Source organism: Streptomyces sp. SID8352 (assembly GCF_009862265.1).
GTDB lineage: Bacteria > Actinomycetota > Actinomycetes > Streptomycetales > Streptomycetaceae > Streptomyces.
Genome location: NZ_WWGX01000065.1, coordinates 24,474 through 46,563, shown reverse-complemented (window position 1 = coordinate 46,563; position 22,090 = coordinate 24,474). Strand labels below are relative to the sequence as shown.

Here is a 22,090-nt window from a genome sequence, read left to right as displayed (position 1 = left end):
AGTTCTTCTGACGGTACCCCAGCCCGGCGGCCCGAAGTCGCACGGACGGCAGCCGTTTCCGTCTGCATCCTCCAACGGCGCGAGTGCCGTCGGGGTTCCCGGTCGCCCGGCGGAATCCGCGCCGGGCGGACCCCCCGGGCGTCAGCCTCCGTAGACGTGGGGCGCGAGCGTCCCGACGAACGGCAGGTTGCGGTATTTCTCCGCGTAGTCGAGGCCGTAGCCGACGACGAACTCGTTGGGGATGTCGAAGCCCACCCACCGTACGTCGAGAGCGACCTTCGCGGCGTCGGGCTTGCGCAGCAGGGTGCACACCTCCAGGGAGGCGGGCTCGCGCGAGCCGAGGTTGGAGATCAGCCAGGAGAGGGTGAGCCCCGAGTCGATGATGTCCTCGACGATCAGGACGTGCCGGCCCTTGATGTCGGTGTCGAGGTCCTTGAGGATCCGCACCACACCGGAGGACTGGGTGCCCGCGCCGTACGAGGACACCGCCATCCAGTCCATGGTGACGGGGGTGGACAGGGTCCGGGCGAGGTCGGCCATGACCATCACAGCGCCCTTGAGGACGCCGACGATGAGGAGGTCCTTGCCCGCGTACTCCGCGTCGATCTTCCCGGCCAGTTCGGCCAGCTTCGCGTCGATCTCTTCCTTGGTGATGAGCACCTTTTCGAGGTCGGCACCCATGTCGTTCGCGTCCACCGCATCACTTTCGGTCGTCCCACCGGCCAGACCGGTCCGCCCCCGGGGCCCTCGGTGCGGGCCGGTGGGCGGGCTCCGGATTCAGCCTTGCCGAATCACCAGTCTGCCACCCTGGCGGCGGGCCACGACCTTGCCGGGGAGGTTGATGGCCCCCTGGCCGCGCCAGCCGGTGATCAGCCGGTCGACTTCCTCGATGTGACGGGCGAAGAGCGCGCCGGCCGGGGCACCGGCGTCGATGGCCGCGCGGCGCAGGATGCGGCGGCGCACGGCGGGCGGCAGCGCGTAGAGCTTGGCGCACTCCAGCAGCCCCGACGCGTCCCGGACGCCGGGCTCGGCCTGGCGGGCCCAGGTGTCCAGGGCGTCGGCGTCGTCCCGGGAGAGCTGGGCCGTACGGGCGAGGGCCTCGACGACGCCCTTGCCGAGCGCCTTCTCCAGGGCGGGCAGCCCCTCGTGGCGCAGCCGGGAGCGGGTGTAGGCGGGATCGGTGTTGTGGGGGTCGTCCCAGACCGGGAGGGACTGGGCCATGCAGGCCTTGCGGGCGGTCTGCCGGTCGACCTGGAGGAACGGGCGCCGGTAACGGCCGTCGGCCCCCGAGACCGCGGCCATGCCCGACAGGGAGCGGATGCCGGAGCCGCGGGCGAGGCCGAGCAGCACCGTCTCGGCCTGGTCGTCGCGGGTGTGGCCGAGGAGGACGGCGGCGGCGCGGTGCCGGGCGACGGCGTCGTCCAGCGCGGCGTAGCGGGCGTCGCGGGCGGCGGCCTCGGGCCCGCCCGCGCGGCCGACGGTGACGGCGGCGGCCTCGACGGGGTCCAGGCCCAGTTGGCGCAGGCGCAGGACGACCTCCTCGGCCCGCAGGTCGGAGCCGCTCTGGAGGCCGTGGTCGACGGTGATGCCGCCGGCGCGGACGCCGAGGCGGGGGGCTTCGAAGGCGAGGGCGGAGGCGAGCGCCATGGAGTCGGCGCCGCCGGAGCAGGCGACGAGCACGAGCGGGGCGGGCGCGGGGCCGGGTGCGCGCCCGGCGGCGGCCGCGGCGGGGACGCCGGCCGCGGTGGTCGGTTCGGAGAGGATGTCGTGGAGGACGCGGCGCACCGCCAGGCGTATCGCCGCGACCGCAGGATGGGGACCCATGTCCGGTGCCCTTCATGAAGTTTCGGGGGGTGAGCCCGAGTCCGGTCACGCAGAGTGTGTAGATGGTGACAGAAGCGGGCCGTTCCCCGAGCATCGCACGCCTGCCGTGGGCACAGGGTCCCTCGGACGGGTGATTGGAGGGGCGTTCGCCTGCCGTAGGCCGGATCGCGTTCGCCCCCGGCCCCGGCTTTCACGACCTTCCGGGCCGTTTCACGCCTCCGGCCTGCGGTGCACCCGCGCGATCCAGTCCGCCGGTTTGGCGATCTCCGCCTTGGTGGGGAGGGTGTTGGGCGAGGTCCACACCCGGTTGAAGCCGTCCATGCCGCACTGCTCGACGACGGCCCGCACGAAGCGTTCGCCGTCCTGGTACTGGCGGAGCTTGGCGTCCAGCCCGAGCAGCCGCCGCAGGGCCAGGTCGAGGCGGGAGGCGCCCTTGGCGCGGCGCTGCTGGAACTTCTCGCGGATCTCGCCCACGGTCGGGACGACGGCCGGACCGACGCCGTCCATCACGAAGTCGGCGTGGCCCTCCAGGAGGGACATCACGGCGGTGAGGCGGGCGAGGATCTCCCGCTGCGCGGGGGTCTGCACCAGTTCGACCAGGGACCGGCCGCCGTTCTCCGCCTCGCCCTCGGGCCGTCCGCCGGCCAGCGACTGGGCGGCCTCGCGGAGCCGCTCCAGCACGGTCGTCGGATCGACGTCGGTCTGCTCGAGGAACGACTGGATCTCGCCCTCCAGATGGTCGCGGAGCCAGGGCACGGCGGTGAACTGGGTGCGGTGCGTCTCCTCGTGCAGGCACACCCACAGCCGGAAGTCGTGCGGCTCGACGTCGAGTTCGCGCTCCACGTGCACGATGTTCGGCGCGACGAGCAGCAGCCGCCCCCCGCCGGGCGAACCGGCGGGCAGTTCGCGGGAGGCGGGGGCGAAGGTCTCGTACTGGCCGAGGACGCGGGAGGAGAGGAAGGAGAGCAGCATGCCCACCTCGACGCCGGTGACCTTGCCGCCGACGGCGCCGAGGACCGCGCCGCCGGGTGTGGTGCCCCGGCGCTCCTCCATCCGGCCGAGCAGCGGCTTGAGGAGTTCCCGGAAGCCCGCGACATTGGCCCGGATCCAGCCGGGCCGGTCGACGACGAGCACGGGGGTGTCGTGCACCGCGTCGGTCGCCAGTCCCGTGAAGCCCCGGACGTGCTCCTCGGAGGCCCGGGCGTGGCGGCGGAGTTCCGCGACGACGGCCCGCGCCTCGTCGCGGCTGACCTCGGGGCCCGGTCGTACGAGCCGGGTCGCGGTCGCCACCGCGAGGTTCCAGTCGACCATGCCGGAAGATGCGCCGATGCTCGTCATGGGTCAACGGTACTTGAGTGCCCCTCGCCCCGACGGGGTGAGTTCTCCGGGGCCAGGACCGCTCCGGCGGCAGGTGCGGCGGGCCCTCGCGCACCCCGGCGCCACCCGCCGGCCGGCGGTGCCGGTCCCGGCGTACGCGGGTGCGGGGTCCCGGCGCGCGCCCCGGCCCGTCCGCGCCGCCCGCGCTCACCCTGCCGGAGTGCGGAGGCGGACGCGCGCCACCCGCCGTGCCGCACGCTCGCCCGGCCGGGTGACGGTGGGGCTCCCCGCCCCGGTACCGGCACCGGCGGGATGTCCCCGGGGCCGGACGCGCGGCGGCGCCCCGGGCCGTGCCGCGGCCCGGATCCCGTGCCGGACCCGGCCCTCGCCTCAGCCGCAGGCGCAGCCCGTCAGCGCGGTGGCCGCCCTGTCCAGGGCCGCCTGGGCGGCCCCGGCGTCGGGCGCGTCCTGGGTCAGGAAGGCGAAGCCCAGGATCCGCCCGTCGGCCGTGACCACCGTGCCCGCCAGGGAGTTGACGCCGGTCAGGGTGCCGGTCTTGGCGCGGACCAGCCCGGCGGCGCCTTCCGCGTAGCGGCCGGAGAGGGTGCCGGTGAACCCGGCGACGGGCAGCCCGGTGAGGACCGGGCGGAGCCCGGGGCGGCCCGGGTCGGCGGACTCGGCGAGCAGGGCGGTGAGCAGGCCGGCGGTGAGCCTGTCGGCCCGGTCCAGACCGCTGCCGTCGTGGAACCGGGCGCCGCGCAGGGGCAGGCCGAGTTCCCGCAGGCGGGCGGTGATCGCGGCGGCGCCCCCGGCGAAGTCGGCGCGCTCCCCGCTCGCGCGGGCGGTGTGCCGGGCCAGGGCCTCGGCGAGGTCGTTGTCGCTGGTGGTGAGCATCCGCTCGACCAGGGCGGACAGCGGGGGCGAGGAGACTGCGACCAGTTCCTCGGCCCGCCCGGTGGCCCTGGCGCCGCGCGTGGCCGTGACGGTGATCCCGTGGCCGCGCAGCAGGTCCGCGAAGGCGCGGGCGGCGTCGGCCGCGGGGTCCTGCGCGCGCGGGGCGGGGCCGCTGCCGGAGTCGTCGGTGCGGGCCTCGTCGACCATGAGGGCGGTGACGGGCGCGAGGTTCTCGTTGACGCCGATCGGGTGGGCGGCGGAACCGGCGTACAGGGTGGTGTCGTAGGAGAGCGTCACCTCGCGCGTGCCCCTCTTCCGGAGGGCCTCGGCGGTCCCGCGCGCGAGCACGCGCAGGCTGGCCGAGCCGACCGCGCGTTCGCGCGCGGTGAGGGTGGGGTCGCCGCCGCCGACGAGGACGAGCTTCGCGGTGCCCGGCTCCAGGACGGCGCGGGTGGTGAGCCGGTGGTCGGGCCCGAGGGCGGTGAGGGCGGCCACCGCCGTGGCGATCTTCGTGGTGGAGGCGGGGGTCAGGGAGGCGGTGTCGCCGGTGCCGTAGAGGCGCGCGCCGGTGGTGAGGTCGACGACGGAGGCGCCCCGGGGGTGGCCGAGCGCCGGGTCCTCCAGCAGCGGGCGGAGGGTGCCGGCGAGGGCCCCGGTACCCGGCGCGGCCTTCACCCCGCCCGCGGAGCCGCCGGGTCCGCCCAGGGCGGTCAGGACGGCTCCGGCGCTGGGCGCCGGGCGGGGCGCCCCGGGGGCGACGGCGGAACCGTCGACTCCGCGACCGTGATCTGCGCCACCCGTGGGACCCGCGGCGACTGCCCGGTCCCGCTCGGCCGTACGCTGACCCGTGGAGTCCCAGGGGCCCGCGGCGGCGACCACCCCGGCGGCCAGCGCCAGACCGGCGGTGGCTGCCCCGGCGGTGTACTGCCAGGTCTTGGGCCTCGTGACCCGTGTGAGCCGCGGGATCGTGGCCCGCGCGAACCGTGTGACCCGCGGTGCGGCGGCCCGCGCGGCGCGTGCGAGACGCGGCCGTACGGCGGCCGCGGCCCGTGCCACGTGCGGTCGCGCGGCCCGCCAAGGTCTCAGCTCCGGCACGACGACCAGCCCCTTTCGCGATCACACACGTGCGTGAGGGACACTTAACCACCAGAACTATGTGCTGATCATGGAGGAGCGTCCGGTGGAGTTCGACGTCACGATCGAGATCCCGAAGGGTTCGCGCAACAAGTACGAGGTGGACCACGAGACGGGACGGATTCGACTGGACCGCCGGCTCTTCACGTCGACCGCGTACCCGACCGACTACGGCTTCGTGGAGAACACCCTCGGCGAGGACGGCGACCCGCTGGACGCGCTGGTCATCCTGGACGAGCCCACGTTCCCGGGCTGCCTGATCCGCTGCCGCGCGATCGGCATGTTCCGGATGACGGACGAGGCCGGCGGCGACGACAAGCTGCTGTGCGTGCCCTCGACCGACCCGCGCGTGGAGCACCTGCGTGACATCCACCACGTCTCGGAGTTCGACCGCCTGGAGATCCAGCACTTCTTCGAGGTCTACAAGGACCTGGAGCCCGGCAAGTCCGTCGAGGGCGCCAACTGGGTGGGCCGCACGGACGCCGAGACCGAGATCGAGCGGTCCTACAAGCGCTTCAAGGAGCAGGGCGGCCACTGAGCACCCCTCCTCCCGGTGACGGGCCGCACGCCAGGGCGTGCGGCCCGTTCGCGTTGGGGTACGCATACTGAGGGCTGCAGAAGGGTGTGTCGTACCAGGGGAGTGCCAAGCACGTGACGGACGCGGAGGACCACAAGCCGCAGCCGGACGAGGCCAGGAATGCCTTCCGGCCGCCGACCGGGGCCGTGGCGCAGGCCGAGGGGGAGTCGTCGGCCACGTCGGAGTTCGAGCTCCCCGAGGGGCTGGAAACGCCCCGGCACAACGGGACGGAGTCCGAGACCACCTCGGAGTTCGCCCTGCCCGACGGTCTGGAGCCGCCGCCGCACGCGCCCCCCGAGGCGGAGGGGTCGGCGTTCAGCACGCCGAGCACCTACAGCGCGTGGAACGCCCCGCCGGCCTTCACCCCGGCGTCCGGCATCCCCGCGGTGTCCCAGGACGTGCCCTGGCAGGACCGGATGCGGGCGATGCTGCGCATGCCGGTGGCCGAGCGGCCCGCGCCCGAGACCGCGCAGCGGCACGACGACGAGACCGGGCCCGCCGTGCCGCGGGTGCTCGACCTGACGCTGCGCATCGGAGAGCTGCTGCTGGCCGGCGGCGAGGGCGCCGAGGACGTGGAGGCGGCGATGTTCGCCGTGTGCCGCTCCTACGGGCTGGACCGCTGCGAGCCGAACGTCACCTTCACCCTGCTGTCGATCTCCCACCAGCCCTCGCTGGTGGACGACCCGGTGACGGCATCCCGCACGGTGCGCCGCCGCGGCACCGACTACACCCGGCTCGCGGCCGTCTACCAGCTCGTCGACCACCTCAGCGACCCCGAGGCTCACCTCTCGCTGGAAGAGTCGTACCGGCGCCTCGCGGAGATCCGCCGCAACCGCCACCCGTACCCGACCTGGGTGCTGACCGGGGCCACCGGGCTGCTCGCGGGCGCCGCCTCGATGCTGGTCGGCGGTGACGCCGTGGTCTTCGTCGCGGCGGTGGTGGGCGCGATGCTCGGGGACCGGCTGGCCTGGCTGTGCGCCGGACGCGGGCTGCCGGAGTTCTACCAGTTCGCGGTGGCCGCGATGCCGCCGGCCGCCATAGGGATCGCCCTCAACCTGTCCCACGTCGACGCCAAGGCGTCCGCCGTGATCACCGGTGGGCTGTTCGCGCTGCTGCCGGGGCGGGCCCTGGTGGCGGGCGTGCAGGACGGGCTGACCGGCTTCTACATCACGGCCTCGGCGCGGCTGCTGGAGGTCATGTACTTCTTCGTCAGCATCGTCGCCGGGGTGCTGATCGTGCTGTATTTCGGCGTCCAGCTCGGCGCCAACCTCAACCCGGACGCCGCGCTGGGCTCGGGCAACCAGCCGGTGGTGCAGATCTGCGCCTCGATGCTGCTGTCGCTGGCCTTCGCGGTCCTGCTCCAGCAGGAGCGGACCACGGTGCTGGCGGTGACCCTGAACGGCGGCGTGGCCTGGTGCGTCTACGGCGCGATGCACAACGTCGGGGGCATCTCCCCGGTGGCCTCCACCGCCGCCGCGGCCGGGCTGGTCGGCCTGTTCGGGCAGCTCATGTCCCGCTACCGGTTCGCGTCCGCGCTGCCGTACACGACGGCGGCCATCGGGCCGCTGCTGCCCGGTTCGGCGACGTACTTCGGGCTGCTGGCCATCGCCCAGAACGAGGTGGACCGGGGGCTGGTGTCGCTCTCCAAGGCGGTCGCCATCGCCCTGGCCATCGCCATCGGGGTCAACCTGGGCGGCGAGATCTCCCGGCTGTTCCTGCGCCTGCCGGGCGGTGCGAGCGCAGCCAACCGCCGCGCGGCCAAGCGGACGCGCGGCTTCTGACCCCCGGACCGGGTCCGGGGGTCAGTACCCCTGGTGGTACGGGTACTGCTGACCGCCCTGCTGCTCCCCGCCGTGCGGCGGCCGGGCCTGCCCCTGCGGGTACTGGCCGCCCTGACCCTGCGGGTAGCCGCCCTGACCCTGACCCTGGGGGTACTGGCCGCCCTGGCCCTGACCCTGCGGGTAGCCGCGCTGACCCTGACCCTGCGGGTACTGGCCCTGTCCCTGCGGGTACTGCGGTGCGTACGGCTGCTGCCGCGGGTCACCATAGGGCTGCTGCCGCGGGTCCCCGTGGGGCTGCCGGCCCCCCTGGGGGTGTCCCTGGCCGCCCTGCGGCTGCCCCCCGTACGGCTGCGGCCGTCCGCCGTACGGCCCCGGGCCGCCGTACGGCTGCTGCCGGGCGGCGTGGCCCTGGTCGTGGGGCGGGGGCTCGTTCGGGTCGATGGGCCGCAGCTGGGTCGTGGCGTCGTCCATGACCGGGTACGAGGGCCGGGCGTGGGCCGCCGCGGCGGCGGTGGCGGCGGCGACCGGTGCGGCCCCGGGGCCGTCCGCGGCGGCGCGCTTCTTCTTGCGGCGCTCGCGGAGGAACTCGATCGCGATGGGAACGACGGAGACGACGACGATCAGGACCAGGATCGCCTCGACGTTGGCGCGGATCAGCTCGATCTGCCCGAGCCAGTAGCCCGCGAGGGTGACCCCGCACCCCCAGGCGACGCCGCCGATGACGTTGTACGTGAGGAAGGTGCGGTACTGCATCCGCCCGGCGCCCGCCACGATGGGGGCGAAGGTGCGCACGATCGGCACGAAGCGGGCCAGCACGATGGCCTTGGGGCCGTACTTCTCCATGAACTCGTGGGCCTTGTCCAGGTTCTCCTGTTTGAAGAGCTTGGAGTTGGGCCGGCTGAACAGCCTGGGACCGAAGAACTTGCCGATCATGTAGCCGACTTGGTCGCCGATCACGGCGGCGGCCACGATCAGGGCGCACACCAGCCACAGCGGCTGGCTGATGTAATCGCCCTGGGCGACGAAGAGCCCGGCCGTGAACAGCAGCGAGTCGCCGGGCAGGAACGCGAAGAGGCCGGACTCCGCGAAGACGATCAGCAGAATGCCGGGCAGGCTGAAGGTCTCGATCAGGTAGTCCGGGCTCAGCCACTCGGGGCCGAGCGCAAGCGTGGTCACGGGAAGGGGGCTCCTGCACTGTGCGCGGGCTGGGGTCGGTCGCCCCAACGTACAACGCGCCCGCGGGGTCCCGGGTTCCACCGGACCACCCGGGGTGCGGGGCGGCCCGGTCCGGGGAACCCTGGACACCATGGGCATCGATGAATTCGGCGGCGGACAGGGCCCTGCGCCCGAGGTCCTGGTCGTGACCACCAATGACGTACCGGGCCACCAGGTGCGGGAGGTGATCGGGGAGGTCTTCGGGCTGACCGTGCGCTCCCGGCACCTGGGCAGCCAGATCGGCGCCGGGCTGAAGTCCCTCGTCGGCGGCGAGCTGCGCGGGCTCACCAAGACCCTGGTCGAGACGCGCAACCAGGCCATGGAGCGCCTCGTCGAGCAGGCGCGCGCCCGGGGCGCCAACGCGGTCCTGGCGTTCCGGTTCGACGTGACCGAGGCGGCCGACGTGGGGACCGAGGTGTGCGCCTACGGGACGGCGGTGGTCGTGGCCCGGGAGTGAGCCGGGCCACGGCCGCCGTTCAGGGGGTGTGGCGGACGGCGTTCGCCAGGATCGCCTCGCGCTGGTAGGCGGCGAGGCCCGGGCGGGCGGCGTCGATGCTCGCCGTGAACCGCTCGTCCTGGACGTACATCTCGCCGAGGCAGGTGTGCATCTCGTACCCGCACTCGTAGTGGTTGCCGGAGATCCAGCGGCGGTGCGCCTCGGCGGCGTCCATGGCCGCCGGGGAGTCCGCCGGCACCCCCTCCTCCATCAGGGCGACGAACCGCCGCACCACCTCGTCGCCCTCGCGCCGGACGCGCTGCCAGTCCTCCTTGGTGTAGGCGGCCGCGCGGCGCCGCGACTCGGCGTACGCGTCGGTGTCGCCCCAGCGCGCCCGCACCTCCTCCTCGTACCGCTCCGGGTCGGCGTCCCCGAAGACCTCGAACCGCTCCTCGGGGGTGAGATCGATCCCCATGCTGTGTGCCTCCATGGCCTGCTCCACGGCCGCCGCCATCCTCTCCAGCCTTCCGATCCGGGCGGTCAGCAGCGCGTGCTGGCGGCGCAGGTGCGCGCGCGGGTCCGCGCCCGGGTCGTCGAGGAGGGCGGCGACCTCGTCGAGCGGGAAGCCCAGCTCCCGGTAGAACAGGATCCGCTGGAGCCGATCGAGGTCCGCGTCGCCGTAGCGGCGGTGGCCCGCGCCGCTGCGCTCGCCGGGCACGAGCAGCCCGATGGCGTCGTAGTGGTGCAGCGTGCGCACCGTCACCCCGGCGAAGCCCGCGACCTGTCCCACGGAGTAGCCCACTCCCGCTCCCTTCCTGACGCCGTCCACGCTGCACCCTCACGCGGCGTGAGGTGCAACCCCGGGTGCGGGGCCCGGGGTCCGGGCCTACGGTCGGACACATGTCACTGCACCACGGACACCACACGTCGCGGGAAGAGGAGCGGCGCCGACTGGGCGTGAACCCCTTCCACGGCGTGGCCAATCCGGCCGGCGGCATGACCGGGGCACCGCCCACCCACCGCCTGCCCGACTCCCCGCTGCCGCCGTCCACGGCGTACGGGCTGGTCCACGACGAGCTGATGCTCGACGGCAACGCGCGGCTCAACCTGGCCACCTTCGTCACCACCTGGATGGAGCCCCAGGCCGGGGTGCTGATGAACGAGTGCCGCGACAAGAACATGATCGACAAGGACGAGTACCCGCGCACCGCCGAGCTGGAGCGGCGCTGCGTGGCGATGCTCGCCGAGCTGTGGCACGCGCCCGAGCCGCACACCGCCGTGGGCTGCTCGACGACCGGGTCCAGCGAGGCGTGCATGCTGGCCGGGATGGCGCTGAAGCGGCGCTGGGCGCTGCGCAACGGGGACCGCTATCCGTCCTCCGCCCGGCCCAACCTCGTCATGGGCGTGAACGTGCAGGTCTGCTGGGAGAAGTTCTGCAACTTCTGGGAGGTGGAGGCCCGGCAGGTGCCCATGGAGGGCGACCGCTTCCACCTGGACCCGCGGGCCGCCGCCGAACTGTGCGACGAGAACACCATCGGCGTGATCGGCATCATGGGCTCCACCTTCGACGGCTCCTACGAGCCCGTCGCGGACCTGTGCGCTGCCCTGGACGCCCTCCAGGAGCGCACCGGACTGGACATCCCGGTGCACGTCGACGCCGCGTCCGGGGGCATGGTGGCGCCGTTCCTGGACGAGGACCTGGTGTGGGACTTCCGGCTGCCGAGGGTCGCGTCGATCAACACCTCGGGGCACAAGTACGGGCTGGTCTACCCGGGCGTGGGCTGGGCGCTCTGGCGGGACGCCACCGCGCTGCCCGAGGAACTGGTCTTCCGCGTCAACTACCTGGGCGGCGACATGCCGACCTTCGCCCTGAACTTCTCCCGGCCCGGCGCCCAGGTCGTCGCGCAGTACTACACCTTCCTGCGGCTGGGCCGGGAGGGCTACCGGGCGGTGCAGGGGGCCTCGCGGGAGATCGCCACGGGGCTGGCGGAGCGGATCGAGGCACTCGGCGACTTCCGGCTGCTGACCCGCGGCGACCAGTTGCCGGTCTTCGCCTTCACCACCTCCGACGAGGTGACGGCGTACGACGTCTTCGACGTCGCCCGGCGGCTGCGGGAGGGCGGCTGGCTGGTCCCCGCCTACACCTTCCCGGCGCACCGGGAGGACCTGTCGGTGCTGCGGGTGGTGTGCCGCAACGGCTTCTCGGCGGACCTCGCCGAGCTGCTCGTGGAGGACCTGCGGCGGCTGCTGCCCGAACTGCGCGCGCAGCCGGGCCCGCTGATCCGGGACAAGGCGGCGGCCACCGGCTTCCACCACTGACGCGGGGCGGCCGCGGGAAGGGGCGCCGCCGGGCGGTGGGCGGCGGGGCGCCGGTGGGCGGCCTGTCCCGGTGGGCGGCGCGCGGGTCCGGGCGGCGGGGTCAGCGGGTGTCGCCGGGGTGCGGCTCGCCCGTCGCGTACGGGTTGGGCTCGTCCTCGCCGAGGATGCCGAGGAAGGGGCGGCCCTCCCCCTCGAAGACATAGGCCCCGGCCCGGAGGCGCTCGATCAGGCCGCGGGTCCACTCGGCGCCGGTGTCGGCGGAGCACACCCAGTAGTTCATGATCTCCCCGATGTGGCCGAACTGCCCCGGGCCCTCCTCGGGCGCGTAGTACTCGGTGACGGAGGCCCGCCACTCCGCGATGGCCCTGACGCGCCGCTCCAGCAGGGCGAGCACCTCCTCGCGCGGCAGGTCGACCATCAGGCCGAGCGCGGCGGAGAGCACGTCGGGCTTCTGGTCGTGGGCGGTGAGCGCGGCGCGCAGCAGGCCGAGGTACTCCTCGGTGCCCCGGTCGGTGACCTCGTACTCGGTGCGCGGGGGGCCGCCGGCCGTCGAGGGGGCCGTCTCGTGCGCGCGCAGCAGGCCCTGGGCGGCCATCTGCTTGAGCGCGTGGTAGATGGAGCCGGGCTTGGCGTGGGACCACTCGTGCGCGCCCCAGAACTCCAGGTCGTTGCGGACCTGGTAGCCGTGGGCCCGCCCATGGCGGCGGACCGCGCCGAGCACCAGGAGACGGATCACTGACATGGGCCCAGAGTATGGCCTCCCCCGGGCCCGCCCCGGCCCGCTCGCACCCCTGCGGCGGGCCCGGGAGCGGCGGGCCGGGGCCGGCGGATCCGGCGGGCCGGGAGAGCCGGGCGGGCCTCGCGGGGCCGGCGGGTCCGGCGGGTCAGAAGGGGAAGCGGCTGCGGCCGTGCTGGACGGAGATCCACTTGTGGGTGGTGAAGGAGTCCAGCATCGTCTCGCCGTTCAGCCGCCCGACACCGGAGTGCTTCTCGCCGCCGAAGGGCACGATCGGCTCGTCGTGGACGGTGGCGTCGTTCACGTGGAACATGCCGGTGTCGATCCGCTTGGCGAAGGCGACGCCCCGCTCGACGTCGGCGGTGTGCACGGCGCCGCTCAGGCCGTAGGGCGTGTCGTTGACCAGCCGGACGGCCTCCTCCTCGCCGTCGAAGGGGATGAGGAAGGCGACCGGGCCGAAGACCTCCTGCCGCAGCAGCGGGGAGTCGGCGGGCACGCCGGTGAGGACGGACGGCTCGACGAGGTTGCCGGTGGTGGTGCCACGCACCAGGGCGGTGGCGCCCTCCGCGAGGGCCTGGTCGACCACGCCGGTGATCGCGTCGGCCTGCGAGGAGTTGATCACCGGGCCGATCACGGTCTCCGGGTCGCGCGGGTCGCCCGCCCTGAGGCCCCGCACCTTGGCGACGAACTTCCCGGTGAACTCCTCCGCCACGGACCGGTCGACCAACACCCGGTTGGCGGCCATGCAGACCTGCCCCTGGTGCACGTACCGGCTGAAGACGGCCGCGTCGACCGCGTAGTCGACGTCGGCGTCTTCGAGGACCACCAGGGCGCCGTTGCCGCCGAGTTCGAGGACCGAGCGCTTGAAGTGGCTCGCGCAGACCGTGGCGACGTGGCGGCCGACGCGGTCGGAGCCGGTGAAGGAGATGACCTTGGGGACCGGGTGCTCCAGGAAGGCGTCGCCGATCTCCGCGATGTCGGTGACCACCACGTTGAGCAGGCCGGCGGGCAGCCCGGCGTCCTCGAAGAGCCGGGCGACCAGGGTACCGCCGACGACGGGGGTGTTCTGGTGCGGCTTGAGGACGACGGCGTTGCCCAGGGCGAGGGCGGGGGCGACGGACTTCAGGGAGAGCAGGAAGGGGAAGTTGAAGGGGCTGATGACGCCCACCACGCCGACCGGCACCCGGTAGACGCGGTTCTCCTTGCCGTCGATGGGCGAGGGCACGATCCGCCCCTCGGGGCGCAGTGCCAGGTGCACCGCCTCGCGCAGGAACTCCTTGGCCAGGTGCAGTTCGAAGGCCGCCTTGGTGCGGGTGCCGCCGAGTTCCTCGATGATGGCCTCGGTGATCTCCGCCTCGCGGTCCTCCACGAGCCGCAGCGCCTTCTCGAACACGGTGCGGCGGGTGTAGGGGTTGGTCTCCGCCCAGGCCCGCTGGGCGCGCTCGGCGGCCCGGTAGGCCGCGTCGACCTCGTCGACCGTCGCTATGGTGATCGAGGCGAGTTTCTCGTTGTCGTACGGATTGAAGTCGATGATGTCCCAGGAGCCGGTGCCCGGACGCCATTCGCCGTCGATGTACTGCTGGGCCAGTTCCGTGAAGTACGACGACGACATGTGATCCCTCAATCCCCGTGGCTGCCGCGGTCAGGTGATCTGACTGCGCGTCATCGTACTTCCGATTCAGGAGAGTTGTAGGAGGCCGCGCAAAAGGTCCCGGCTTCCGGCCGGGTCGGGGCTGTCCTGCTGCAATTCCCGCAGCGCGGTCTCGTACTGCGCCACGTCCTCGCGCTTGTCGAGATAAAGGGCGCTGGTGAGCTGCTCCAGGTAGACCACGTCGGACAGATCGGACTCGGGAAAGCTGAGGATGGTGAAGGCGCCGCTCTCGCCGGAGTGCCCGCCGAAGCCGAACGGCATGATCTGGAGCCGCACATTGGGGCGTTCGGACATGTCGATCAGGTGCTGGAGCTGCCCGCGCATGACGCCGCGGTCACCGTAGGGGCGGCGCAGCGCGGCCTCGTCCAGGACGATGTGGAAGGCGGGGGCGTTCTCCGCGACGAGGTGTTTCTGGCGCTCCAGGCGCAGCGCCACCCGCCGCTCCACGTCCGCCTCCCCGGCGTCGCGCATACCGCGCCGGACGACAGCGCGGGCGTATTCCTCGGTCTGGAGCAGTCCGTGCACGAACTGCACCTCGTAGACGCGGATCAGGGAGGCCGCGCCCTCCAGTCCCACATATGTGGGGAACCAACTGGGCAGTACATCGGAGTAACTGTGCCACCAGCCCGCGACATTGGCCTCCCGGGCCAGGGAGAGCAGGGAGGCGCGCTCCTGTTCGTCCGTGATGCCGTACAGGGTGAGCAGGTCCTCGACGTCCCTGGTCTTGAAGCTCACCCGGCCCAGCTCCATCCGGCTGATCTTCGATTCCGAGGCGCGGATGGAGTAGCCCGCCGCCTCGCGCGTGATCCCCCGGGTCTCACGCAGTCGCCTGAGTTGTGATCCGAGCAGCATGCGCCGCACCACCGATCCGGGCTCTCCCGCGCTCACGTTCGCCAGCCTCCCCAGCCGTCTTCAGGGGCCGAAGTCTGCCACTAAAACACTTCGAGCAGTACTCATCCGGTTACGGAAACGGATTCCGGCCAAGGGGGGAACCCCTGTCACCGGAGGTCCAGTACACCCCGTGGCGTGAACACCGCCCCCGAGCTGGTGCGAAGTTGACGGAAAAATTGACCAACAAGCGGTACGGGCAGGCTCAATTCGGTCACGTGCACGTGCATCTGCCCTTGCATCTGCGGTACGCATCCGAAACCATGGTCCCGCACCACCGCGCCGCATCGCTATGACCGCGAATTCTCGGGAGTGCCTCGCATGGGGACGAATGGATCGACCATGCTCGCGCCGTTACGGCAGGGCCTTCCGCCACTCGACCCCGCGGCCGTCTCCAACACCGCCTCCTGCGCTCTTCCGCCCCGTTACGAGGCGGTGCGCGAGGCCAGGCGGTTCACCCGCGGGACGCTCGACGGCTGGGACATGGGCGAGCGGTTCGACGATGTGTGCCTGGTCGTCTCCGAACTGGTCACCAACGCACTGCGGCACGCGCTGCCCGCGGACACACCCCGCCACCAGGACCTCGGCGGCCCCGTGAGGCTGCATCTGATGCGCTGGACGGAGCGGCTGGTGTGCGCGGTGCGCGATCCCAGCCACGACAGCCCGGTGGCCCGCGAGACGGACGACTTCTCGGCGGAGTCGGGCCGCGGCCTGTTCCTCGTCGACTCCTTCAGCGACGGCTGGGGCTGGCACCCGCTGGCCGGGGGGCCGGGCGGGAAGGTGGTCTGGGCCCTGTTCCGGCTGCGCCGTCCGGCGGGCGGGGCGGAACCCGCGGCGGAGTGACACGGTCCCGGTGCGGGCGGTTCCGCCGCCCCGGCCCGGGACGGGGCGACAGGGCGCCGAAGGGGTGCCCTCGCGTACCGGCCGCGCTCCGGCCAAACCTCCCGACCGGGCCGTGCGGCCGTGCCCCTCGCCCCGGTCGCGCCTCTCGGCCATGCACATCGCGCGCGTCCCGGCCGCGCCCTTCCGCACGATGGTGCCGGCCGGCCGACGACCTGCCCGTGGATCGGCGGGACGCGGAGAGCGCGGGCACGTGACGCTCCGCGCACCGCGTCCCCCTCATACGCGCCCTCGGGCCGCGCCACCGGTGCGCGGCCGGTGCGCGGCCGGTGCGCGGCCGGTGCTGCCTTCGCCACGGCTGCTCCGAACCCGCCGGATTCCCCGGGGCCTTCCGACTCCCCTGGGCCTACCGGGTTCTCCGGGGTCTACCGGTGGGCCTACCGGGGTCTACCGGGTTCTCCGGAGCTTTCCGGACCCCGCGGAACCCTCCGCCGCGCCCGTACCGTCCTCGCGGACCGGCTCCGCCCCCGCGCGCCCCGGTCCGCACTTCGCACGTGTCAGCTCATGACCAGATGGTCGAACTCGCCGTCCTTGACGCCCAGGAGCATGGCCTCGATCTCGGCGCGCGTGTAGACGAGCGCGGGACCATCGGGGAAGCGGGAGTTGCGCACCGCCACCGCTCCGTCGGGCAGTCTCGCGAACTCCACGCAGGAGCCCTGCGAGTTGCTGTGTCTGCTCTTCTGCCAGGCCACGTCGTTCAGCTTCGTGGCGGCCATGCCGTTGTACACGTTGTACACGTCGTGGTCCACAGGTCGCTCCCCGGTGGTGGTGCACTGGCTGATAGGGCCATTGATGCAGTGGTCAACTGATCCGGATCATAACCTTGTTCACGTGCAGATGCATGAGCAAATGCACGTGCACGCGCGGTGGTCCCGTGATTACAGCTTTGACGCTCGCTTTACGGAAAGCTTCTGCCCTCTATGGACGTCCGCGCACGAGAGGACGTTCCCGCTTGTGCCCCGGAAATTCAGGAACATGCGGCTGTGCAGATGCACGCGTGGGACGAATGGCGGCAAGGGGCACGGACAGTGCCGGAGGAGTCGGACGGGGGACGAGTTGCGGGACTTCCGGCAGCCCCTCCGGGGAGCCGTTCCGGGGCCCCAGCCGAAGCCGCGCCAGAACCCCGCCGACGGACCGGCGTCCGGACCGCGACGCTCCTCCCCCGCCGACCACGGCACCTCCCCCGCCGGGCCCGCGGCGCTCCCGCCCCGCCCCGCGCCCCGTCCGCCTCAGTCCCCGGGCGGCGCGCAGGCGTCGGCGACGGCGCGCGTGTCCCAGTAGAACGGGCGCACCTCGGTGATCCGCCCGTCCTTGACGGTGACGGCCTGCAGGACGGGGAAGTCCAGTTCCCGTCCGGTCGCGCGGGCCCGGGCCCGTACCCTCAGGCGCACCACCACGGTCTCACCGGTGGCGAGGAACTCCCGTTCCACCATGTCGAACGCCTCCCAGGTCCGCCCCATCTCCAGGAAGAACCGCGCCAGCCCCTCGTGCCCGCGCCAGACACCCCCGTACGGCAGGGTCTCCGCCTGGTGCATCTCGGCGTCCGGCGCGAAGAAGCGGGCGAGCGGGGCGAACGGGGCCCGGCCGGGGCCTCCGGCCGCCAGGTACTCCGTCTCGGCCGCGTACATGCCCAGGAGAACGTCCACCGGGCCGGTGGGGGAAGGGTTCGTCATGCCACCAGCCTGATCACCGCGTGGAGGCGGCACCAGCGGAAATCGGGCCGCGTCGCGCTCCGGATCAGGGCAGCGGGCGGCGGGGCGCGACCCGGGCGCGGTCGGCGGCGCGCGCGCCCTCGTTCCAGCCGTCCGCGTCGGCGGCTCCGCGCAGCCGGGTCGTGGTCGTCTCGGGGAACAGCCGCTCCGTCCGGTCGGCCACCGCGACCGCGCGGGAGGCGAGGACCGGGAGCAGGCCCCCGTCCCCGTCCGCGCCCCGCCCGGCGGTGGTCCGTTCGGCGACGGTCCGCAGGCGGAGGCCCGCGCGGTGGGCGTAGGCCGCGAGGAAGGACTGCCGGAAGGTCTTGGTCCGCTTGCGTCCGCCGCGCCGCTGGGCGGCCTCCGCCGCGGTCATGGCCGTCTCGGCCTGCACCAGCAGCGAGGTGTAGAGGAGTTCGACCACCTCCAGGTCGGCCTCGAAGCCGACGACGGTGGAGAAGCCGAGCGCCTCGTTCCACACCGCCCGGCAGTGGTTGGCCCCGGCCACCGCGTCCAGCAGGACCGCCTTGGCCTCCTCGTACGGCGCATCGACGCCGATCCGGCAGGCGCCGGGCGCCTCGGGCGAGGGCACTCCGGCCGCCAGCAGCGCCTCGTCGACGCTGTGCCGGGCCATCAACTCCTGGGCCTTGGCGCTCAGCGCCTCCGCCTCCTCCGGGTACCCGGTCGCCTCCGCCTTGGCGAGCAGCGCGCGGATGCGGCCGAGGGCGCGCGACTCGGGCCGGTGCTCCAGCGGCCTCCCCCGGTCCGGGGACACGGGCCGCTCCAGGGGCTCCAGCGCGGGCAGGCGCAGCAGCAGCCGGTACAGCTCCAGCACGGCGGTGGCGTGCGAGAACCGGTCGGCGCGGGGCGGCGGCGCGGCGGGCAGGGCGTCGATCTGCGCGGCCCAGCGGGGCCCGCGCGGACCGTCGTACGGCGCCTGCTCCCGGATCAGCGCCGCCACCAGCCGCACGTGGACGTCGTCCAGCTCGCGCCGTGTGAACCGCGCGAGGTCGGCCGGCTGCCAGCCCCTCCGCCAGGCCCCGGCCACGAACTCCCGGCCGCGCCGGGCCAGTTCCGCGTCGGAGGCCGGATCGGCGGCGAGCACCGAGGCCCCGGTGTCGAGGGCCTCGTCGGCGTCGTCGTACAACGCGGCCCCGAAGGCACGGTCGACGGCAGGCATCCCACTCACCCCTCGATGGTCCCACGCGCCGGAACCCGGCCAACTGTCAACCTCTGGTTGACGATCCTCCACTGTCAACCTACGGTTGACACATGACGACGAACCCCAGCACCACGTCATCCATCCGCCTCGACGACCTCATCGACGCGATCAAGAAGGCGCACGCCGAGCCCCTGGAGCAGCTCCAGGACGCCGTCATCGCGGGCGAGCACCTCGGCGAGGTGGCCGACCACCTCATCGGCCACTTCGTGGACCAGGCCCGGCGTTCGGGCGCCTCCTGGACCGACATCGGGCGGCGCATGGGCGTCACCCGCCAGGCGGCGCAGAAGCGCTTCGTCCCCAAGGAGTCCGCCGGGGCCGACGCGGGCCAGGGCTTCAACCGCTACACCCCGCGCGCGCGGGAAGCGGTGATGGCCGCGCACAACGCTGCCGTGGCCGCGGGCGCCGCGGAGGGCCTGCCGGAGCACCTGGTCCTCGGCCTGCTCACGGAGCGCGAGGGCTTCGCCGCCAAGGCGATCGCCGCGCAGGGCGTGCCCCTGGACGCGGTCCGCGCGGCGGCCACGGCGGTCCTGCCGCCGCCCGCCGAGGAGGTGCCGGAACTGGTGCCGTACGGCTCGGCCGCCAAGAAGGTCCTGGAGCTGACCTTCCGCGAGGCCCTGCGCCTCGACCACCACTACGTGGGCACCGAGCACATCCTGCTCGCCCTGCTGGAGCACGAGAACGGCGAGGGCGTGCTCCACGGCCTCGGCATCACCAAGGAGGCCACCGAGCGCTACGTCACCAGGACCCTGGCGGAGTTCACGAAGGCCGGCGAGGAGCGGGAGGAGGAGGGCGAGGAAGCGGAGGGGCGGGCCTGAGGACCGCTTCCGACGGCGGACGGGCGGGACGGAGGACCGCTTCCGGCGGTGGACGGGCGGGACGGAGGACCGCTTCCGGCGGTGGACGGGCGGGACGGAGGACCGCTTCCGGCGGTGGACGGGCGGCCGCGGAACGGGACGGCCCGTGGCCACCGCGGGACGGGACGGCCCGCCCGGAGCGTGGTCGGTACGGCCCGCCCGGAGCGTGGTCGGTACGGCGCGCGGGTGTGCCACTACGCCATGACCCGCTACGAGCCGCACCACGTCCGCGTCCGGAGCCGCGTCAGCTTCGAGCGGCGCGCCGCTCCCGGGCGGGAGCATCCGTGCCCGAACTGGGCTCCCGCCCCCTCGTGCGCGCGGGCCGCGACGTCTCGCCGCCTCCCCGGCGCGACGTCCGCGGATGTGTCCTTGGTGGCCGCCGTGCCGGGTGAGGGGCTGCGCCACGAGGGGCTGTCGGCCTGCGCACGCGGCAAGGAGCCCCGGTACCGCCCGCGCACCCGGGCCGAACCTCGGTCGCGCCGGCCCGTCGCGGCGCGGGAGGGGCTGCCGCTCTCCGAGGCCCTGTCCCGGCCGGACCCGCTGACCCCCTACGGCTGACTGACCCCGCGCCACGGCGCGCCCGGCACCCCGGCGCGCCTAGACGGCGGGCTCTCCCCTCCGGCACCGAGCACGGTCGCGGGCGCATGCCCAGGCCCAGGCCAGGCACCCACCGGATCGCCGGACCGCCCTGACCCGCCTGCCCGCCTGCCCGCCTGCCCGTCTGCCCCGCCGGAGCGCCCTGCCACGCTTGGCCCGCCGGAGCGCCCTGGCCCGCCTGGCCCTCCTGGCCCGCCTGCGGCGACATCACCGCGCCGGTCCCGCCGGAGTCCGGGCGCGCTGCCGCGGCACGCGCCGGGCGCCAAGCGACGGGCGACGGCATCGGGCATGCCGCCGCCCGCCGCACCGACACCTGCCGCCCGCCCCCGCGCCGCACCCCCGCTGTCCGACCCTCCTGCGAGACTCACCCCATGGTCGGCCGATGGGCACTCGCGTTGGCCGAGGACGGCGGCGCGGAGGTCGCCCCCCTCGGCCCCGACGGGCTGCCCTCGGGCCCGGTGCTGCGGGAGCCGGACCTCGCGCGGGCCGTGCGCGACCGCCCCGGCGCCGCCCGCTGGGTGTGGCGGTCCACCGCCGAGGCGCACCCCCGCCTGCTCGCGGCGGGCGTGCGTGTGGAGCGGTGCTACGACGTGGAGGCCGCCGAGACCCTCCTGCTCGGCCACGAGGGCCGCTACGGCGAGCCCCGGTCGGCCCCCGCCGCCCTCGCCCGGCTGCGCGGCACCGCCGTACCGCCCGATCCGCCGCAGCGCTCCGCCGAACCGGGCGCGCAGTCCTCCCTGTTCGAGCCGCGCGCCGCCCCGCTGCCCCTGGCCGACCTGCTCGACGTCTACGCCGAGCAGCAGCGCCGCCACGACCGGTCCGCCCACCCCGACCGGCTGCGCCTGCTGACGGCGGCCGAGTCGGCGGGCACGTTGGTGGCTGCGGAGATGAACCGCACGGGCCTGCCCTGGCGGGCCGACGTCCACCGCGAGGTCCTGCACGACCTGCTGGGCGAGCGGTACGCGGGCGGCGGCCAGCCGCGCCGCCTGGCCGAGCTGGCCGAGGAGGTCTCGGCCGCCTTCGGCCGCAGGGTCCGGCCCGACCTCCCGGCGGACGTGGTGAGGGCCTTCTCCCAGGCCGGGATCAAGGTCCGCTCCACCCGCCGCTGGGAGCTGGAGGCGGTCGACCACCCGGCCGTGGAGCCGCTGCTGGAGTACAAGAGGCTGTACCGCGTCTGGGTGGCGCACGGCTGGTCCTGGCTCCAGGACTGGGTGCGCGACGGCCGCTTCCGCCCCGAGTTCCTGGCCGGCGGCACCGTCACCGGGCGCTGGGTCACCAACGGCGGGGGCGCCCTCCAGATCCCCAAGGTGATCCGCCGGGCCGTCGTCGCCGACCCGGGCTGGCGGCTGGTCGTCGCCGACGTCGACCAGATGGAGCCGAGGGTCCTGGCGGCCATCTCCCGCGACCCCGGGCTGATGGAGGTCGCCGGACGGGAGACCGACCTGTACCAGGAGGTCTCCGACCGCGCCTTCTCCGGCGACCGCGGCCAGGCCAAACTCGCCGTGCTCGGCGCGGTCTACGGCCAGACCTCCGGCGACGGCCTCAAGCACCTCGCCGCGCTCCGGCGCCGCTTCCCCCGGGCCGTCGCCTACGTCGACGACGCCGCCCGCGCGGGCGAGGAGGGCCGGCTCGTGCGCACCTGGCTGGGCCGCACCTGTCCCCCGGCGCCCGAGCGCGACGACGAGGCCCCGGCCCCCGAGGACACCGCCCCGGGCCACACCTCCGCCGGGGCCCGCGCCCGGGGCCGGTTCGCGCGCAACTTCGTCGTCCAGGGCAGCGCCGCCGACTGGACCCTCCTGCTGCTCGCCGCGCTGCGCCGGTCACTGACCGGCATGGCGGCGGAGCTGGTCTTCTTCCAGCACGACGAGGTGATCGTCCACTGCCCCGAGGAGGAGGCCGCGGAGGTGGTCGCCGCCCTCGACCGCTGCGCGGCCGAGGCCGCCCGCCTCACCTTCGGCCCGACCCCGGTCCGCTTCCCCTTCACGGCCGTGCCGGTGCGGTGCTACGCGGACGCGAAGTAGCCGGGCGGGGGGAAAGCGGGGGCAGAGGCGGTG

The 22,090-nt window shown here is 74.0% G+C and carries 20 protein-coding genes; 8 read left to right on the top strand and 12 right to left on the bottom strand.

The annotated features are described in order from the left end of the window. Positions 1-141: 141 nt before the first annotated feature. The 4 genes from hpt to dacB form a co-directional block, all read right to left on the bottom strand. A complete protein-coding gene (gene hpt, locus GTY84_RS20705; RefSeq protein ID WP_161227814.1) occupies positions 142-681 on the bottom strand; it encodes a hypoxanthine phosphoribosyltransferase in 540 nt (179 codons plus the stop codon). Between the two features lie 96 nt (positions 682-777). Further along, positions 778-1,824, bottom strand: a complete 1,047-nt coding sequence (gene tilS, locus GTY84_RS20700; protein WP_161227804.1) for a tRNA lysidine(34) synthetase TilS — start codon at positions 1,822-1,824, stop codon at positions 778-780. Positions 1,825-2,034: 210 nt separating this feature from the next. Next, positions 2,035-3,162: a zinc-dependent metalloprotease gene (locus tag GTY84_RS20695; protein ID WP_161227803.1), complete on the bottom strand. Its 1,128-nt coding sequence runs from the start codon at positions 3,160-3,162 to the stop codon at positions 2,035-2,037. A 369-nt stretch (positions 3,163-3,531) separates the two neighbouring features. After that, complete coding sequence (gene dacB / locus GTY84_RS20690) at positions 3,532-5,091, bottom strand: D-alanyl-D-alanine carboxypeptidase/D-alanyl-D-alanine-endopeptidase (protein WP_161227813.1); 1,560 nt, start codon at positions 5,089-5,091, stop codon at positions 3,532-3,534. Between the two features lie 124 nt (positions 5,092-5,215). Between dacB and GTY84_RS20685 the strand changes: the two genes are divergently transcribed. Both GTY84_RS20685 and GTY84_RS20680 read left to right on the top strand, forming a co-directional pair. Continuing rightward, the gene (locus GTY84_RS20685) at positions 5,216-5,707 is read left to right on the top strand and encodes an inorganic diphosphatase (RefSeq protein WP_067240787.1); all 492 of its coding nucleotides are present in this window, start codon (positions 5,216-5,218) and stop codon (positions 5,705-5,707) included. 113 nt (positions 5,708-5,820) lie between these two features. Continuing rightward, entirely contained in the window at positions 5,821-7,527 is a 1,707-nt protein-coding gene (locus GTY84_RS20680) for a threonine/serine exporter family protein (RefSeq protein ID WP_161227802.1), read from the top strand. Between the two features lie 21 nt (positions 7,528-7,548). Here the strand turns inward: GTY84_RS20680 and GTY84_RS20675 are convergent, their stop codons facing one another. Beyond that, positions 7,549-8,703, bottom strand: coding sequence for a VTT domain-containing protein (locus GTY84_RS20675; protein WP_161227801.1), 1,155 nt, complete (start codon positions 8,701-8,703; stop codon positions 7,549-7,551). 130 nt (positions 8,704-8,833) lie between these two features. On the opposite strand from GTY84_RS20675, the gene GTY84_RS20670 reads away from it, so the two are divergent. Next, positions 8,834-9,199, top strand: coding sequence for a YbjQ family protein (locus GTY84_RS20670; protein ID WP_161227800.1), 366 nt, complete (start codon positions 8,834-8,836; stop codon positions 9,197-9,199). A gap of 19 nt (positions 9,200-9,218) precedes the next feature. Here the strand turns inward: GTY84_RS20670 and GTY84_RS20665 are convergent, their stop codons facing one another. Continuing rightward, positions 9,219-9,980 (bottom strand): MerR family transcriptional regulator, encoded by a 762-nt coding sequence (locus GTY84_RS20665; RefSeq protein WP_161227799.1) that lies wholly within the window; start codon positions 9,978-9,980, stop codon positions 9,219-9,221. A gap of 98 nt (positions 9,981-10,078) precedes the next feature. On the opposite strand from GTY84_RS20665, the gene GTY84_RS20660 reads away from it, so the two are divergent. Further along, complete coding sequence (locus tag GTY84_RS20660; protein ID WP_161227798.1) at positions 10,079-11,497, top strand: glutamate decarboxylase; 1,419 nt, start codon at positions 10,079-10,081, stop codon at positions 11,495-11,497. Positions 11,498-11,597: 100 nt separating this feature from the next. On the opposite strand, the gene GTY84_RS20655 is transcribed toward GTY84_RS20660, so the two are convergent. From GTY84_RS20655 to GTY84_RS20645, 3 genes are all read right to left on the bottom strand, one after another. After that, positions 11,598-12,239 carry a PadR family transcriptional regulator gene (locus GTY84_RS20655; RefSeq protein WP_161227797.1) on the bottom strand — a complete coding sequence of 214 codons (642 nt, stop codon included), beginning with the start codon at positions 12,237-12,239 and terminating at the stop codon, positions 11,598-11,600. A gap of 142 nt (positions 12,240-12,381) precedes the next feature. Continuing rightward, positions 12,382-13,845: an aldehyde dehydrogenase family protein gene (locus tag GTY84_RS20650; RefSeq protein ID WP_161227796.1), complete on the bottom strand. Its 1,464-nt coding sequence runs from the start codon at positions 13,843-13,845 to the stop codon at positions 12,382-12,384. 66 nt (positions 13,846-13,911) lie between these two features. Next, complete coding sequence (locus GTY84_RS20645) at positions 13,912-14,736, bottom strand: helix-turn-helix transcriptional regulator (RefSeq protein WP_161227812.1); 825 nt, start codon at positions 14,734-14,736, stop codon at positions 13,912-13,914. 378 nt (positions 14,737-15,114) lie between these two features. Between GTY84_RS20645 and GTY84_RS20640 the strand changes: the two genes are divergently transcribed. Next, the gene (locus GTY84_RS20640) at positions 15,115-15,615 is read left to right on the top strand and encodes an ATP-binding protein (RefSeq protein ID WP_237532467.1); all 501 of its coding nucleotides are present in this window, start codon (positions 15,115-15,117) and stop codon (positions 15,613-15,615) included. 554 nt (positions 15,616-16,169) lie between these two features. Here GTY84_RS20640 and GTY84_RS20635 read toward each other — a convergent pair. The 3 genes from GTY84_RS20635 to GTY84_RS20625 form a co-directional block, all read right to left on the bottom strand. After that, positions 16,170-16,421 (bottom strand): DUF397 domain-containing protein, encoded by a 252-nt coding sequence (locus GTY84_RS20635; protein ID WP_161227794.1) that lies wholly within the window; start codon positions 16,419-16,421, stop codon positions 16,170-16,172. 480 nt (positions 16,422-16,901) lie between these two features. Continuing rightward, positions 16,902-17,345: a nuclear transport factor 2 family protein gene (locus GTY84_RS20630; RefSeq protein ID WP_161227793.1), complete on the bottom strand. Its 444-nt coding sequence runs from the start codon at positions 17,343-17,345 to the stop codon at positions 16,902-16,904. Between the two features lie 64 nt (positions 17,346-17,409). Further along, positions 17,410-18,543 carry a DUF2786 domain-containing protein gene (locus GTY84_RS20625; protein ID WP_161227811.1) on the bottom strand — a complete coding sequence of 378 codons (1,134 nt, stop codon included), beginning with the start codon at positions 18,541-18,543 and terminating at the stop codon, positions 17,410-17,412. A gap of 92 nt (positions 18,544-18,635) precedes the next feature. Between GTY84_RS20625 and GTY84_RS20620 the strand changes: the two genes are divergently transcribed. From GTY84_RS20620 to GTY84_RS20610, 3 genes are all read left to right on the top strand, one after another. Further along, on the top strand, positions 18,636-19,400 hold the full coding sequence (locus tag GTY84_RS20620; RefSeq protein ID WP_161227792.1) for a Clp protease N-terminal domain-containing protein: 765 nt from the start codon (positions 18,636-18,638) through the stop codon (positions 19,398-19,400). A 411-nt stretch (positions 19,401-19,811) separates the two neighbouring features. Continuing rightward, entirely contained in the window at positions 19,812-19,997 is a 186-nt protein-coding gene (locus GTY84_RS34045; protein ID WP_237532465.1) for a hypothetical protein, read from the top strand. 410 nt (positions 19,998-20,407) lie between these two features. Then, positions 20,408-22,057 (top strand): bifunctional 3'-5' exonuclease/DNA polymerase, encoded by a 1,650-nt coding sequence (locus GTY84_RS20610; protein ID WP_161227791.1) that lies wholly within the window; start codon positions 20,408-20,410, stop codon positions 22,055-22,057. Positions 22,058-22,090 lie beyond the last annotated feature (33 nt).